This window comes from Pseudomonas sp. R1-7, from assembly GCF_051132105.1.
GTDB lineage: Bacteria > Pseudomonadota > Gammaproteobacteria > Pseudomonadales > Pseudomonadaceae > Aquipseudomonas.
On sequence record NZ_CP071661.1, the window covers coordinates 1,269,833 to 1,285,850 of the forward strand.

The window sequence follows — 16,018 nt, forward strand, 5'->3', positions numbered from 1 at the left end:
CCAACGTCAATCATTGATGTCAGGCCTTGGCGCGGTCCAGCAGGTATTGGGTCAGCAGGGGAACCGGACGGCCGGTTGCGCCCTTGTCCTTGCCGCCGCTGGTCCAGGCCGTGCCGGCGATGTCCAGGTGCGCCCAGTTCAGGTTCTTGGTGAAGCGCGACAGGAAGCACGCCGCCGTGATGGTCCCGGCTTTCGGGCCGCCGATGTTGGCGATGTCGGCGAACGGGCTGTCCAGTTGTTCCTGGTATTCGTCGAACAATGGCAGCTGCCAGGCACGATCGTCGGCTTGCTGGCCGGCGCTGAGCAGTTGGCCGATCAGCTCGTCGTTATTGCCCAGCAGGCCCGAAGTATGGGCGCCGAGGGCGACGACGCAGGCGCCGGTCAAGGTCGCGATGTCGATCACCGCTTGCGGCTTGAAGCGTTCGGAGTAGGTGAGGGCGTCACACAGCACCAGGCGGCCTTCGGCGTCGGTGTTGAGGATTTCGACGGTCTGGCCGCTCATGGTGGTGACGATGTCGCCCGGACGCGAGGCCGTGCCGCTGGGCATGTTCTCGGCGCAGGCCAGGATGCACACCAGGTTGATCGGCAGTTGCAGTTCGAGCACGGCGCGCAGGGTGCCGAATACACTCGCGGCGCCGCCCATGTCGTACTTCATTTCATCCATGCCGGCGCCCGGCTTGAGGCTGATGCCGCCGGTGTCGAAAGTGATGCCCTTGCCGACCAGTGCGTATGGCTTCTCGGATTTCTTGCCGCCGTTGTATTGCATGACGATCAGGCGTGGCGGCTGGGCGCTGCCCTGGCCGACGGCATAGAACGAACCCATGCCCAGGTCCTTGATCTTTTTCTCGTCGAAGACTTCGACCTTCAAGGCCTTGAATTCCTTGCCCAGTGCCTTGGCCTGTTCGCCCATGAACGTCGGGTGGCAGATGTTCGGCGGCAGGTTGCCCAGGTCGCGGGTGAGCGCCATGCCGTTGGCAATCGCGGTGGCGTGGGTCACGGCGCGCTGGACTTCAGCCTGGGCGGCCTTGATGGTCAGCAGGGTGATTTTTTTCAGGGCGCGGGGTTCGGCTTTCTGGCTCTTGAAACGGTCGAACTGATATTCGCCGTCCACCAGGGTCTCGGCCAGCAGGCGATTCTTGCCGTAGCTGTCGCGGCCCTTGACCACCAGTTCGTCCAGCGCCAGTGCAGCATCGCCACCGCCCAGGCCTTTCAGGGTGCCGAGCACGCCGGCAATGATCTTGCGAAACGGACGGTCGCCCAGTTCGGCGTCCTTGCCCACGCCCACCAGCAGCACGCGCTCGGCCTTGAGGTTGGGCAGGCTGTGCAACAACAGGCTCTGGCCGACCTTGCCGGCCAGGTCGCCGCGCTTGAGCACCGCGCTGATCGCGCCGCCGCTCAAGGCGTCGAGCTGGGTCGCGACGACGCCGAGCTTGCGGTTTTCACCCACGGCAACCACCAGCGTGGCGGTCTTCAACGTTTCTGGGCTGACGCTTTTTACAACCAGTTCCATGTCCGGATCCTTGAGTCAATGGTCAAGAGGCCAGGCGCCAGGACGACATTGGCGCGCTGAACAGCTGTCTTCTCTATAAAAAGAAGCGCCGGGCTCGCCGGCGACAAAGGCCGCAGTTTGAACCTCGGCGCCCGAGCCTGACAACCCTCGCAACTGTTAACTTTTTAGCCATGAAGCGTCTGGTTAAAGCGTGCGCAGTGACAGGCGCGTCCAATCACAGGATAATGCGGCTCTTTTTTCGACGGCTCGATGCGTGGGCCGGCTCGATACGTGTCTTGTTTGGCCGCCTTAGCCTGACAATCCTGGAGTGTCTGGTTTGATCGTCTTCCGTTATCTGTCCCGCGAAGTCCTGCTGACCCTGAGCGCCGTCAGCGCCGTGCTGCTGGTCATCATCATGAGCGGGCGCTTCATCAAATACCTTGCCCAGGCGGCTTCGGGCGCCCTGGACCCTGGCTCGCTGTTCCTGATCATGGGGTTCCGCCTGCCGGGCTTCCTCCAGTTGATCCTGCCCCTGGGATTGTTCCTCGGCATCCTGCTGGCCTATGGTCGCCTGTACCTGGACAGCGAAATGACCGTGCTGTCGGCCACCGGCATGAGCCAGCAGCGCCTGTTCCGGATTTCCTTGTTCCCGGCGACGCTGGTGGCACTGGTGGTCGCCTGGTTGAGCCTCAGCCTGGCGCCCCAAGGGGCTAACCAGTTTCAACTGCTGATCAACCAGCAGGACGCCCTGACCGAATTCGACACCTTGGTACCGGGGCGCTTCCAGGCCCTGCGCGACGGGACTCGCGTCACCTATACCGAGGAGCTTTCGGAAGACCGCGTCAACCTGGGCGGGGTTTTCATTACCCAGAAGAACGTGTCTTCGGACACCAAGAAGGACCGCGGAATTTCCGTGCTGGTATCTGAAAAGGGGCGCCAGGAAATCAACCCTGACGGCAACCGCTACCTGATCCTGGAAAACGGCTATCGCTACGACGGCACGCCGGGGCAGGCCGATTACCGGGCGATCAAGTACGACACCTACGGCGTGCTGCTGCCCAAGCCCGAGGCCAGCGACGAAGTCACTGACCGGGATGCGATGTCCACGGCCAGCCTGCTGGGCAACGACGATATCCGCGCCCGTACCGAGCTGCAGTGGCGCCTGTCGCTGCCGCTGCTGGTGTTTATCGTGACGCTCATGGCGGTTCCGCTGTCGCGGGTCAATCCGCGCCAGGGCCGTTTCCTCAAGCTGTTGCCGGCGATTCTCTTGTATATGGCTTACCTCACCATCCTGATTTCCGCCCGCAGTGCCCTGGAGAAGGGCAAGATCCCACCGACGCTGGGCTTGTGGTGGGTGCATTCGATTTTCCTGGCCATCGGCCTCGGGTTGCTCTACTGGGAGCCGCTGCGGCTGAAACTCGCCAGCCGTCGCAGCGCGCTGGAGGTGGCCCGTGGTTAAGCTCGACCGCTACATCGGCAGCAGCGTGTTCATGGCGATCCTCGCGGTGCTGGGGATCATCCTTGGCCTGGCGACCTTGTTCGCGTTCATCGATGAGATGGGCGATGTCAGCGATACCTATACGCTTCTGGACGTCGCGAGCTATGTATTGCTGACCGCGCCGCGCCGCTTGTACGACATGCTGCCGATGGCTGCATTGATCGGCTGCCTGATCGGCCTGGGCAGCCTGGCGAGCAACAGCGAACTGACCATCATGCGCGCCGCCGGCGTGTCCATCGGTCGGATCGTCTGGGCGGTAATGAAGCCGATGCTGGTGTTGATGCTGGTGGGCTTGCTGATCGGCGAATACGTCGCCCCGGCCACCGAGAACACCGCCCAGGCCAACCGTTCCCTGGCCCAGGGCGGCGGTGACGCGCAAAGCGCCAAGCATGGCCTTTGGCACCGCCAGGGCGATGAGTTCATCCACATCAACTCGGTCCAGCCCAATGGCACCCTGTATGGCGTGACCCGCTACCGTTTTGACGACCAGCGGCACATGCTGTCCTCCAGCTTCGCCAAGCGCGCGAAGTTCGAAGAGGACCATTGGCAACTGAACGACGTCACGACCACGCTGTTCCATGACAAGCGCACCGAAGTCGTCGCCGTCCCGCAGGAGCGCTGGGACGTGGCGCTCAGCCCGCAGTTGCTCAGCACCGTGGTCATGGCGCCGGACTCCTTGTCGATCACCGGTTTGTGGGGCTACATCCACTACCTGGCGGACCAGGGGCTGAACAATGGTCGCTACTGGCTGGCTTTTTGGGTCAAGGTGTTGCAACCGCTGGTGACCGCTGCACTGGTCTTGATGGCCATTTCCTTCATCTTCGGTCCGCTGCGTTCGGTGACGCTTGGCCAGCGGGTCTTCACTGGCGTGCTGGTGGGATTTACCTTCCGTATCGCCCAGGATCTGCTCGGCCCATCGAGCCTGGTGTTCGGCTTCTCGCCTTTATTTGCCGTGCTGGTGCCGGCCGGTATCTGCGCGTTGGCCGGACTCTGGCTGTTGCGCCGGGCGGGTTGATTCAACGTTCATCGTGTCGAGCAGGCTTGGGTGGGGAGGGCGCTTGCTCCCTCGCCACTAAGTAGTCATCGACAGGTGAACGTGACGCTTGCGGGGTGTATCAGGTACAATTCCCGGCTATTTTTCGGCGGGCCATGCCTGCAGCCTTTTTGAGTGTTGATCCGTGAGTGATTTGAGTCATATCCGCAATTTCTCCATCATCGCCCACATTGACCATGGCAAGTCGACGCTGGCTGATCGCTTCATCCAGATGTGCGGCGGCCTGGCCGAGCGTGAAATGGAAGCCCAGGTCCTCGACTCCATGGACCTGGAGCGTGAACGCGGGATCACCATCAAGGCCCACAGCGTTACCCTTTATTACAAGGCTCGCGACGGAATTACCTACCAGCTCAACTTCATCGATACCCCAGGCCATGTCGACTTCACCTATGAAGTCAGCCGGTCGCTGGCGGCCTGTGAAGGTGCTTTGCTGGTGGTGGATGCCGGCCAGGGCGTCGAGGCCCAATCGGTCGCCAACTGCTACACGGCCATCGAGCAAGGCCTGGAAGTCATGCCGGTGTTGAACAAGATCGACCTGCCCCAGGCCGATCCGGACCGCGTGAAAGAAGAAATCGAGAAAATCATCGGCATCGACGCCACCGACGCGGTCACCTGCAGTGCCAAGACCGGCCTGGGCGTGGATGAAGTGCTCGAGCGCCTGGTCACCACCATTCCCGCGCCGACCGGCAATATCGAAGACCCGCTGCAAGCGTTGATCATCGACTCCTGGTTCGACAACTACCTGGGCGTGGTTTCCCTGGTTCGCGTGCGCCATGGCCGCGTGAAGAAGGGCGACAAGATCCTCGTCAAGTCCACCGGCAAGATCCACCTGGTGGACAGCGTCGGTGTCTTCAACCCGAAACATACCGCCACCGTCGACCTGAAGGCCGGTGAAGTGGGCTTCATCATTGCCGGTATCAAGGACATTCACGGGGCGCCGGTCGGCGACACCCTGACCTTGAGCTCGACCCCAGATGTCGATGTGCTGCCCGGCTTCAAACGCATCCAGCCGCAGGTCTACGCCGGCCTGTTCCCGGTCAGTTCCGACGATTTCGAAGATTTCCGCGAAGCGCTGCAAAAGCTGACGCTGAACGACTCGTCCCTGCAATACACACCGGAAAGCTCCGACGCCCTGGGCTTCGGCTTCCGTTGCGGGTTCCTCGGCATGCTGCACATGGAAATCATCCAGGAGCGCCTGGAGCGCGAGTATGACCTGGACCTGATCACCACGGCGCCGACGGTAATCTTCGAACTGCTGCTCAAGAACGGCGAGACGATCTACGTCGACAACCCGTCCAAGCTGCCGGACCTGTCGGCCATCGAGGACATGCGCGAACCGATCGTGCGGGCCAACATCCTTGTGCCTCAGGAGCACCTGGGCAACGTCATCACCCTGTGCATCGAGAAGCGCGGCGTGCAGCACGACATGCTGTTCCTCGGCTCCCAGGTCCAGGTGACCTACGACCTGCCGATGAACGAAGTGGTGCTGGACTTCTTCGACCGTCTCAAATCCACCAGCCGCGGCTATGCTTCGCTGGACTATCATTTCGATCGTTACCAGTCGGCTAATCTGGTGAAGCTGGATGTGCTGATCAACGGCGAGAAGGTCGATGCCCTGGCATTGATCGTGCACCGTGACAACGCGCACTACAAAGGTCGCGCATTGACCGAGAAGATGAAGGAGCTGATTCCGCGGCAGATGTTCGATGTGGCAATCCAGGCCGCCATTGGCGGGCAGATTGTGGCGCGTACAACCGTCAAGGCACTCAGAAAGAACGTATTGGCCAAATGCTACGGCGGCGACGTCAGCCGTAAGCGCAAGCTGTTGGAAAAGCAGAAGGCCGGTAAAAAACGCATGAAGCAGGTCGGCAACGTGGAAATTCCACAGGAAGCCTTCCTCGCGGTGCTCAGGTTGGATAGTTAGGTCCTATGTCGCTAAATTTCCCGCTGTTGCTGGTTATCGCCGTGTTCGTCTGCGGCCTGTTGGCGTTGCTTGATCTGTTGTTCCTGGCGCCTCGGCGCCGGGCCGCTATTGCCTCTTACCAGGGCAGTGTCAGCCAGCCTGACGGCGTGGTCATTGAAAAGCTCAACAAGGAACCACTGCTGGTCGAGTACGGCAAGTCGTTCTTCCCGGTGCTGTTCATCGTGCTGGTGCTGCGCTCGTTCCTGGTGGAGCCGTTCCAGATTCCGTCCGGTTCGATGAAACCGACCCTGGACGTGGGCGACTTCATCCTGGTGAACAAGTTTTCCTACGGGATCCGGCTGCCAGTGATCGACAAGAAGGTCATCGAGATCGGCGACCCGCAACGCGGCGATGTGATGGTGTTCCGCTTCCCAAGCGACCCGAACGTCAACTACATCAAACGTGTGGTGGGCCTGCCGGGCGACAAGATCCGCTACACCGCCGACAAACGCCTCTTCGTCAACGGCGAATTGGTGGCCGAGCAGTTGATCGGTTCCGAACCGGGCACGCTGGGCAGCGCTGAGCTCTACAAGGAAAAGCTCGGCGAGGCGGAACACCTGATCCGCAAGGAAATGAGCCGCTACCGCGCCACGCCGGACCATTCGTGGACCGTGCCGGCCGGGCACTATTTCATGATGGGCGACAACCGCGACAACTCTAACGACAGCCGGTACTGGGATGATCCGAACATACCCAAGGACCTGCTGGGCATGGTTCCCGACCGCAATATCGTCGGCAAGGCCTTTGCAGTCTGGATGAGCTGGCCGGAACCCAAACTCAGCCACCTGCCGAATTTCTCGCGGGTTGGCCTGATCAAGTAATCACACACGGCGCTGTTGAACACAGCGCCGAATGCATTTCTGGAGCCTGCACAAGGTTGCCCGAAGGCATGAAGCCAACGATAGTCAGGACGTCATTTTTGAACACAGCGTTAATTGTCCCAAGCCAACGGCGCCTCGTCGCCGTGGCGGTGGAATCCAGCCACGAACTCAGCGTGGGTAAACCGTGAGCGTTTCTCTAAGCCGTCTCGAGCGTCAGCTCGGCTACACGTTCAAGGATCAGGAGCTGATGCTCCTGGCCCTCACTCACCGCAGTTTTGCCGGGCGCAACAATGAACGCCTGGAATTCCTCGGCGATGCGATCCTCAACTTTGTCGCCGGCGAGGCGTTGTTCGAACGCTTCCCCCTGGCTCGCGAAGGCCAGTTGTCGCGTTTGCGCGCACGATTGGTAAAAGGTGAGACCCTGGCGGTACTGGCCCGTGGTTTCGACCTGGGCGACTACTTGCGTCTGGGTTCCGGCGAGTTGAAAAGCGGCGGTTTCCGCCGCGAATCCATCCTCGCCGACGCCTTGGAGGCGTTGATTGGCGCGATCTACCTGGACTCGGGCATGGAAATGGCGCGCGAGCGCGTGCTGGCCTGGCTGACGTCCGAAATCGACAGCCTGACGCTGGTGGACACCAACAAGGATCCCAAGACTCGCTTGCAGGAGTTTTTGCAATCGCGCAGTTGCGAACTGCCACGCTACGAAGTGGTGGATATCCAGGGTGAGCCGCATTGCCGAACCTTCTTCGTCGAATGCGAAGTGGTCTTATTGAATGAAAAAAGCCGGGGCCAGGGCGTGAGCCGTCGTATTGCCGAACAGGTAGCGGCCGCCGCAGCACTGATCGCCTTGGGCGTGGAGAATGGCAATGACTGATACAACCGTCACCCGCTGCGGCTATGTCGCCATTGTCGGTCGGCCGAACGTGGGCAAGTCCACGCTGCTGAACCACATCTTGGGCCAGAAATTGGCGATCACCTCGCGCAAACCGCAAACCACTCGGCACAACATGCTGGGCATCAAGACCGAAGGCGACGTGCAGGCGATCTATGTCGACACCCCAGGCATGCACAAGGGTGGCGAAAAGGCCCTGAACCGCTACATGAACAAGACCGCCTCGGCGGCGTTGAAAGACGTCGATGTGGTGATCTTTGTGGTCGACCGCACCAAGTGGACCGAAGAAGACCAGATGGTCCTCGAGCGCGTCCAGTACGTGACCGGGCCGCTGATCGTGGCGCTGAACAAGACTGATCGCATCGAAGACAAGGCTGAATTGATGCCGCACCTGACCTGGTTGCAGGAGCAGTTGCCGAACGCCCAGATCATCCCGATCTCTGCCCAGCATGGCCATAACCTCGATGCGCTGGAGCGGGTGATTGCCGAGCACCTGCCGGAAAACGATCATTTCTTCCCTGAAGACCAGATCACCGACCGCAGCAGCCGTTTCCTCGCCGCCGAGCTGGTGCGCGAGAAAATCATGCGCCAGATGGGGGCCGAGCTGCCGTACCAGATCACGGTGGAGATCGAGGAATTCAAGCAGCAGGGCAAGACCTTGCACATTCATGCCTTGATCCTCGTCGAACGTGACGGCCAGAAGAAAATCATCATTGGCGACAAGGGCGAGCGTATCAAGCGCATCGGCACCGAGGCGCGCAAGGATATGGAGCTGCTGTTCGACTCCAAGATCATGCTTAACCTGTGGGTCAAGGTGAAGGGCGGCTGGTCCGATGACGAGCGGGCGTTGCGTTCGTTGGGTTACGGCGACCTCTGATCAGCTGACTGGATGTACCGAGAACCATTGTGGGAGCGAGCTTGCTCGCGATGAGGGCCTGCTGTTCAACATGGATGTTGACTGACAGACCGCTATCGCGAGCAAGCTCGCTCCCACATTGGTTTGGGGCTGTTTGAAAACTCTGCTCGTCCATTGAGAACTCTGATTCCCATGCCCTCAGCCCAACCCACCGCCCAACCCGCCTACGTCCTGCACTCTCGCGCGTACCGCGAAAGCAGCGCCCTGGTGGACTTCCTCACGCCCCAGGGGCGACTGCGGGCGGTCTTGCGCGGTGCGCGAGGCAAGGCCGGGACGTTGGCGCGGCCGTTCGTGCCGCTGGAAGTCGAATTCCGTGGCCGGGGGGAGTTGAAAAATGTCGGGCGGATGGAAAGCAACGGCGTCGCGGCCTGGCTCAATGGCGAGGCCTTGTTCAGCGGTCTATACCTCAACGAACTGTTGATCCGCCTGCTGCCGGCCGAGGATCCCCATCCCGCGGTATTTGATCATTACACCGCCACGCTGCTGGCACTGGCCGAAGGGCGTCCGCTGGAGCCGTTGCTGCGCTCGTTCGAATGGCGGCTGCTGGATGACCTGGGCTACGGCTTTTCCCTCCACACTGACCTGCACGGCCAGCCCATCGCCGCCGACGGGCTGTACCGCTTGCAAGTGGACGCGGGCCTGGAGCAGGTCTACCAACTGCAACCCGGGCTGTTCAATGGCGTTGAACTCCTGGCCATGGCCGAAGCCGATTGGACCGCGCCGGGTGCGTTGGCGGCGGCCAAGCGTTTGATGCGCCAAGCCTTGGCCGTTCATTTGGGCGGTCGGCCGCTGGTCAGTCGCGAGCTGTTTCGCAAGCCCTGATCTCCCCGTATGCTGTGGGCCGAATCTCTGTCCATTCAGGAGCGCTTTTCGTGAGCACCAGCAATCGCATTCTTCTCGGCGTGAACATCGACCATGTCGCCACCCTGCGCCAGGCCCGTGGTACGCGCTACCCGGATCCGGTCAAGGCCGCACTGGATGCCGAAGAGGCGGGTGCCGACGGCATCACCGTGCATCTACGCGAGGACCGGCGCCACATTCAGGAACGCGACGTGCTGTTGCTCAAGGATGTGCTGCAAACCCGCATGAATTTCGAAATGGGCGTGACCGAGGAAATGATGGCGTTCGCCGAGCGCATCCGCCCGGCGCACATCTGCCTGGTGCCGGAAACCCGCCAGGAACTGACCACCGAAGGCGGACTGGACGTGGCGGGGCAGGAGGCGCGGATCAAGGCGGCGGTGGAGCGGCTGTCGAAGATGGGCGCCGAGGTGTCGCTGTTCATCGACGCCGACGAGCGGCAGATCGAAGCCTCCAAGCGGGTCGGCGCCCCGGCCATCGAACTGCATACCGGGCGTTACGCCGACGCCGAGACCCCGAGCGACGTGGCCGATGAGCTGCAGCGGGTCGCCGATGGCGTCACCTTTGGCCTGGCCCAAGGGCTGATCGTCAACGCCGGCCATGGCTTGCATTACCACAACGTCGAGGCTGTCGCCGCGATCAAGGGTATCAACGAGCTGAACATCGGCCACGCGCTGGTGGCCCATGCGTTGTTCGTCGGGTTCAAGTCGGCTGTGTCGGAAATGAAGGCGCTGATCCTGGCTGCCGCCAAACCTTAGATTCACTACGAGCCCCTGTGGGAGCGAGCTTGCTCGCGATGACGGTCTGACAGTCAACATTGATATTGATAGCCAGTCTGCTATCGCGAGCAAGCTCGCTCCCACAGGGTTTGGGGTATGCCCTTAAAGTTGCGGGGATTCCTGGCTCGGCTTGCTCTTGTCCACGCCCGGCACGTGCAGGTTGCCCTCGGCCACCTGGTTGCCTTCGAGCTGCGGCTGCGTCACCCAGGTCAGGATGTCGTAGTAGCGACGAATGTTCGCCACGAAATGCACCGGTTCACCGCCCCTGGCGTAGCCGTAGCGGGTCTTGCTGTACCACTGCTTCTGGGACAGGCGAGGCAGGATTTTCTTCACGTCCAGCCACTTGTTCGGGTTCAGCCCTTCCTTGGCCGCGAGCTTGCGTGCGTCGTCGAGGTGGCCGCTGCCGACGTTGTAGGCGGCGAGGGCGAACCAGGTACGGTCCGGTTCCTCGATGCTCTCGTCCAGTTGTTCTTTCATGTAGGCCAGGTACTTGGCGCCGCCCATGATGCTCTGCTTCGGATCGAGGCGGTTGGATACACCCATGGCCTGGGCGGTGTTCTGGGTCAGCATCATCAGGCCGCGTACGCCGGTCTTGGAGGTCACTGTCGGTTGCCACAGCGATTCCTGATAGCCGACGGCGGCCAGCAGCCGCCAATCGACCTTTTCCTTCTTGGCGTAGGTCTTGAAGTGTTGCTCGTATTTGGGCAGCCGCTGCTGCAGGTGCTGGGCGAACGTCGTTGCGCCCATGTAGCCGAGGACGTCAACGTGGCCGTAGTAACGATCCTTCAGGCGTTGCAGGGTGCCATTCTTCTGCACCTTGTCCAGGTAGTCGTTGATCTCGTTGAGCAGGCTGTTGTCTTCGCCGGGGCCCACCGCCCAGCTCTGGCTGCGGGTATCGCCCAGGTCGAACGCCACGCGCACGTTGGGGAAGTAGACCTGGTTCATCGCCACTTCGTTGGAATCGACGAGGGTCAGGTCGATCTGGCCCTCATCGACCATGCGCAGCAGGTCGACGACTTCAACGGCGTCGGACTCTTCGTATTCGATTCCTGGATATTGCTGCTTCAACTGCGCCAGTTGTTCGGCATGGGAGCTGCCCTTGAGCACCATGATCTTCTTACCGGCCAGGGCTGCCGCGTCGGTGGGACGTGATTGGCCATTGCGATAGATGATCTGCGGGGTCACTTCCAAGTAAGGGTGGGAAAACCGCACCTGCTTCTTGCGCTGTTCGCTGCTGACCAGTCCCGCAGCGGCGAGGACCGGGCCGTTGGGCTTGCCGACCTGGCTGAACAGGTCGTCGAGGTTGTCGGCGGTCTCGATTTTCAGCTCGACCCCCAAATCCTCGGCGAAGCGCTTCACCAGCTCGTATTCGAAGCCGGTTTCACCACTGCGATCCTGGAAGTAGGTGGCGGGGCTGTTCCGGGTAACGACCCGCAGCACGCCATCCTCCTTTACGCGCTCCAGTGTGTTGGGTTTCTCAACACAGCCACTGAGCACCAGGAAGAGTCCGGTTGCGATCAGCCATCTGGCGTACCGCGGACGCAAAGCCGTTGGGGAAAACATCTGCGCAGTATACGCAAACGGCCTCGACCGCCATATATCGACAGCAAAAGGCCAGTCTGCTAGAGGTTGCAAAACGTGTCCGCAAGCCAAGCGGGCCGGCGCGCGGCAGGGCTCATGGGGATAAAAAATATCTCCATGGCGTGGCGCCGATGACCGGGTAAGGCTGCCGCCGACAGCGCGACCGACGTTCGGCTGGCACCTGACGTAGCGTTTCGGGTGCCGTCGGCAGCGGTTTAGGCTAGAATGCACGGCCTCAAAGCACACCCCTTCCCGAGGCTGTCCCGAAGATGTTGATCCTGCGCGGCGCTCCTGCCCTTTCTGCCTTTCGCCACAGCAAACTTCTTGAGCAACTGAGCCAGAAAGTACCGGCTGTCAGTGGCTTGTATGCTGAATTCGCTCACTTCGCCGAAGTCACCGGCGGTTTGACCGGCGACGAACAGCAGGTGCTCGCGCGCCTTCTGAAGTACGGTCCAAGTGTTCCGGTCCAGGAGCCAACCGGTCGCCTGTTCCTGGTATTGCCGCGTTTCGGCACTATTTCGCCGTGGTCGAGCAAGGCCAGCGACATCGCCCGCAACTGCGGCCTGGCGAAAATCCAGCGCCTGGAGCGCGGCATTGCCTTCTATGTTGCCGGTGACTTCAGCGAGGCCGAGGCCCAACTGATCGCCGAAGGCCTGCATGACCGCATGACCCAGGTCGTACTGGGTAACCTGGAGCAGGCCGCCGGCCTGTTCAGCCACGCCGAGCCCAAGCCGCTGACCGCCATTGATGTGTTGGGCGGTGGCCGCGCCGCGTTGGAAAAAGCCAACGCCGAGCTGGGCCTGGCCCTGGCCGAAGACGAGATCGATTACCTGGTCAACGCCTTCCAGGGCTTGAAGCGCAACCCGCACGACATCGAACTGATGATGTTTGCCCAGGCCAACTCCGAGCATTGCCGCCACAAGATCTTCAACGCCAGTTGGGACATTGACGGCCAGGAACAGGAAAAAAGCCTGTTCGGCATGATCAAGAACACCTACCAGATGCACAACGAAGGTGTGCTGTCGGCCTATAAGGACAACGCCGCGGTGATCGTCGGCAACGTTGCCGGTCGCTTCTACCCGAACCCCGAGACCCGCCAGTACGGTGCGGTCCAGGAACCGGTGCACATCCTGATGAAGGTCGAGACCCACAACCACCCGACCGCCATTGCCCCGTTCCCGGGCGCGTCCACCGGTTCCGGTGGCGAGATCCGCGACGAAGGCGCCACCGGTCGCGGTGCCAAGCCCAAGGCCGGCTTGACCGGTTTCACCGTGTCGAACCTGCAGATTCCAGGCTTCCAACAGCCGTGGGAGAAGCCGTACGGCAAGCCTGAGCGCATCGTCAACGCCCTCGACATCATGATCGAAGGCCCCCTGGGCGGCGCGGCGTTCAACAACGAATTCGGCCGTCCGGCCCTGACCGGCTACTTCCGTACCTTCGAACAATCCATCACCACCCCCCGTGGTGAAGAAGTCCGTGGTTACCACAAGCCGATCATGCTCGCCGGCGGCATGGGCAACATCCGCGCCGAACACGTTCAGAAAGGCGAAATCCTGGTCGGCTCCAAGCTGATCGTCCTCGGCGGCCCGGCCATGTTGATCGGTCTGGGCGGCGGCGCGGCATCCTCCATGGCCACCGGCACCAGCTCGGCGGACCTGGACTTCGCATCGGTCCAGCGGGAAAACCCGGAAATGGAACGCCGTTGCCAGGAAGTCATCGACCGTTGCTGGCAGCTGGGCGAACACAACCCGATCAGCTTCATCCACGACGTTGGTGCGGGCGGCCTGTCCAACGCCTTCCCGGAACTGGTCAACGATGGTGGGCGTGGCGGTCGCTTCGAACTGCGCAACATTCCGAACGACGAGCCGGGCATGGCCCCGCACGAAATCTGGAGCAACGAATCCCAGGAACGTTACGTCCTGGCCGTCGGCCCGGCCGACTTCGAGCGCTTCCAGGCGATTTGCGAGCGTGAGCGTTGCCCGTTCGCCGTGGTGGGTGAAGCCACCGCCGAGCCGCAACTGACTGTGACCGACAGCCACTTCGGCAACAGCCCGGTGGACATGCCGTTGGAAGTGCTGCTGGGCAAGGCCCCGCGCATGCACCGTTCGGCCGTTCGCGAAGCAGAGCTGGGCGACGATTTCGATCCGTCCACCCTCGACATCGCCGATTCCATCGAGCGTGTACTGCATCACCCGGCCGTGGCGAGCAAGAGCTTCCTGATCACCATCGGCGACCGCACCATCACCGGCCTTGTGGCCCGCGACCAGATGGTCGGGCCATGGCAAGTGCCGGTGGCCGACGTGGCCGTGACCGCCACCAGCTTCGACGTCTACACCGGCGAAGCCATGGCGATGGGCGAGCGCACGCCGCTGGCGCTGCTGGACGCCCCGGCGTCGGGCCGCATGGCGATCGGCGAAACCCTGACCAACATCGCGGCTTCGCGCATCGGCAAGATCTCCGACATCAAGCTGTCGGCCAACTGGATGTCTGCCGCCGGCCACCCCGGTGAAGACGCCCGCTTGTACGACACCGTCAAGGCGGTCGGCATGGAGCTGTGCCCTGAGCTGGGCATCACCATTCCAGTGGGCAAGGACTCCATGTCCATGGCCACGCGCTGGAACGACGAAGGCGTGGACAAGAGTGTGACCTCGCCGCTGTCGCTGATCGTGACCGGTTTCGCCCCCGTCACCGACATTCGCCAGACCCTGACCCCGCAACTGCGCATGGACAAGGGCACCACAGACCTGATCCTGATCGACCTGGGTCGCGGCCAGAACCGCATGGGCGCCTCGATCCTGGCCCAGGTGCATGGCAAGCTCGGTTCGCAAGCGCCGGACGTCGACGATGCCGAAGACCTGAAGGCGTTCTTTGCCGTGATCCAGGGCCTCAACGCCGACGGTCACCTGCTGGCCTACCACGACCGTTCCGATGGCGGCTTGCTGACCACCGTGATGGAAATGGCCTTCGCCGGCCACTGCGGCCTCAACCTGACCCTGGACAGCGTGGCCGAATCGGCCAGCGAAATCCCGGCGATCCTGTTCAACGAAGAGCTGGGTGCAGTGATCCAGGTTCGCCAGGACGCCACCCCGGACATCCTCGCCCAGTTCAGCGCCGCCGGCCTGGCCGAGTGCGTCTCGGTGATCGGCCAGCCGATCAACAACGCCCACATCAACATCACCTTCAACGGCGACACCGTCTTCGAAGGCCAGCGCCGCCTCTTGCAGCGCCAGTGGGCCGAGACCAGCTACCAGATCCAGCGCCTGCGCGACAACGCCGAGTGCGCCGAGCAGGAATTCGACGCGCTGCTGGAAGAAGACAACCCAGGCCTGAGCGCCAAGCTCAGCTACGACGTCAACGACAACGTGGCCGCGCCTTACATCAAGAAAGGCATTCGCCCACAAGTGGCGGTCCTGCGCGAGCAGGGCGTCAACGGCCAGGTGGAGATGGCGGCCGCGTTCGACCGCGCCGGTTTCAACGCGATTGACGTGCACATGAGCGACATCCTGGCCGGTCGTGTCGACCTGAACGACTTCAAGGGCATGGTCGCTTGCGGCGGCTTCTCCTACGGTGACGTGCTGGGTGCCGGTGAAGGCTGGGCCAAGTCGGCGCTGTTCAACAGCCGCGCCCGTGATGCGTTCCAAGGCTTCTTCGAGCGCACCGACAGCTTCACCCTTGGCGTGTGCAACGGTTGCCAGATGATGTCCAACCTGCACGAGCTGATCCCGGGCAGCGAGTTCTGGCCGCACTTCGTGCGCAACCGTTCCGAGCAGTTCGAAGCCCGTGTCGCGATGGTCCAGGTGCAGGAGTCGAACTCGATCTTCCTGCAGGGCATGGCCGGTTCGCGCATGCCGATCGCCATCGCCCACGGCGAAGGCCACGCGGAGTTCGAAAGCGAAGAAGCGCTGCTCGAAGCGGACCTGTCCGGTTGTGTGTCGCTGCGTTTCGTCGACAACCACGGCAAGGTCACCGAAACCTACCCGGCCAACCCGAACGGCTCGCCGCGCGGCATCACCGGCCTGACCAGCCGCGACGGCCGCGTCACGATCATGATGCCGCACCCTGAGCGGGTCTTCCGTGCGGTGCAGAACTCGTGGCGTTCGGACGACTGGAACGAAGACGCGCCATGGATGCGCATGTTCCGCAACGCGCGCGTCTGGGTGAACTAAG

At 62.1% G+C, this 16,018-nt stretch carries 11 protein-coding genes; 9 read left to right on the forward strand and 2 right to left on the reverse strand.

The window, feature by feature from the left end:
* Positions 1 to 19: 19 nt before the first annotated feature.
* A complete protein-coding gene (locus J3P79_RS05605) occupies positions 20 to 1,510 on the reverse strand; it encodes a leucyl aminopeptidase (RefSeq protein ID WP_434608824.1) in 1,491 nt (496 codons plus the stop codon).
* Positions 1,511 to 1,826: 316 nt separating this feature from the next.
* On the opposite strand from J3P79_RS05605, the gene lptF reads away from it, so the two are divergent.
* The 8 genes from lptF to pdxJ all read left to right on the forward strand — a co-directional run bounded on the left by lptF (position 1,827) and on the right by pdxJ (position 10,249).
* Positions 1,827 to 2,948: an LPS export ABC transporter permease LptF gene (lptF, locus tag J3P79_RS05610; RefSeq protein ID WP_039591485.1), complete on the forward strand. Its 1,122-nt coding sequence runs from the start codon at positions 1,827 to 1,829 to the stop codon at positions 2,946 to 2,948.
* Positions 2,941 to 4,002, forward strand: a complete 1,062-nt coding sequence (gene lptG / locus J3P79_RS05615; RefSeq protein ID WP_434608827.1) for an LPS export ABC transporter permease LptG — start codon at positions 2,941 to 2,943, stop codon at positions 4,000 to 4,002. The genes lptF and lptG overlap by 8 nt, the downstream gene beginning before the upstream one ends.
* A gap of 163 nt (positions 4,003 to 4,165) precedes the next feature.
* A complete protein-coding gene (gene lepA / locus J3P79_RS05620; RefSeq protein ID WP_045156814.1) occupies positions 4,166 to 5,965 on the forward strand; it encodes a translation elongation factor 4 in 1,800 nt (599 codons plus the stop codon).
* Between the two features lie 5 nt (positions 5,966 to 5,970).
* Entirely contained in the window at positions 5,971 to 6,825 is an 855-nt protein-coding gene (lepB, locus tag J3P79_RS05625; RefSeq protein WP_434608830.1) for a signal peptidase I, read from the forward strand.
* Positions 6,826 to 7,009: 184 nt separating this feature from the next.
* Positions 7,010 to 7,699: a ribonuclease III gene (rnc, locus tag J3P79_RS05630; protein ID WP_030139612.1), complete on the forward strand. Its 690-nt coding sequence runs from the start codon at positions 7,010 to 7,012 to the stop codon at positions 7,697 to 7,699.
* On the forward strand, positions 7,692 to 8,594 hold the full coding sequence (gene era, locus J3P79_RS05635; protein ID WP_039591481.1) for a GTPase Era: 903 nt from the start codon (positions 7,692 to 7,694) through the stop codon (positions 8,592 to 8,594). Before rnc ends, era begins: the two co-directional genes overlap by 8 nt.
* 171 nt (positions 8,595 to 8,765) lie before the next feature.
* Positions 8,766 to 9,455, forward strand: a complete 690-nt coding sequence (gene recO, locus J3P79_RS05640) for a DNA repair protein RecO (protein ID WP_434608833.1) — start codon at positions 8,766 to 8,768, stop codon at positions 9,453 to 9,455.
* Between the two features lie 50 nt (positions 9,456 to 9,505).
* Positions 9,506 to 10,249, forward strand: coding sequence for a pyridoxine 5'-phosphate synthase (pdxJ, locus tag J3P79_RS05645; RefSeq protein ID WP_434608835.1), 744 nt, complete (start codon positions 9,506 to 9,508; stop codon positions 10,247 to 10,249).
* 123 nt (positions 10,250 to 10,372) lie between these two features.
* Here the strand turns inward: pdxJ and mltF are convergent, their stop codons facing one another.
* Positions 10,373 to 11,833, reverse strand: a complete 1,461-nt coding sequence (gene mltF / locus J3P79_RS05650; RefSeq protein ID WP_434608837.1) for a membrane-bound lytic murein transglycosylase MltF — start codon at positions 11,831 to 11,833, stop codon at positions 10,373 to 10,375.
* A 287-nt stretch (positions 11,834 to 12,120) separates the two neighbouring features.
* Between mltF and purL the strand changes: the two genes are divergently transcribed.
* Entirely contained in the window at positions 12,121 to 16,017 is a 3,897-nt protein-coding gene (purL, locus tag J3P79_RS05655; protein ID WP_434608840.1) for a phosphoribosylformylglycinamidine synthase, read from the forward strand.
* The last annotated feature ends 1 nt before the right edge of the window (position 16,018 follow it).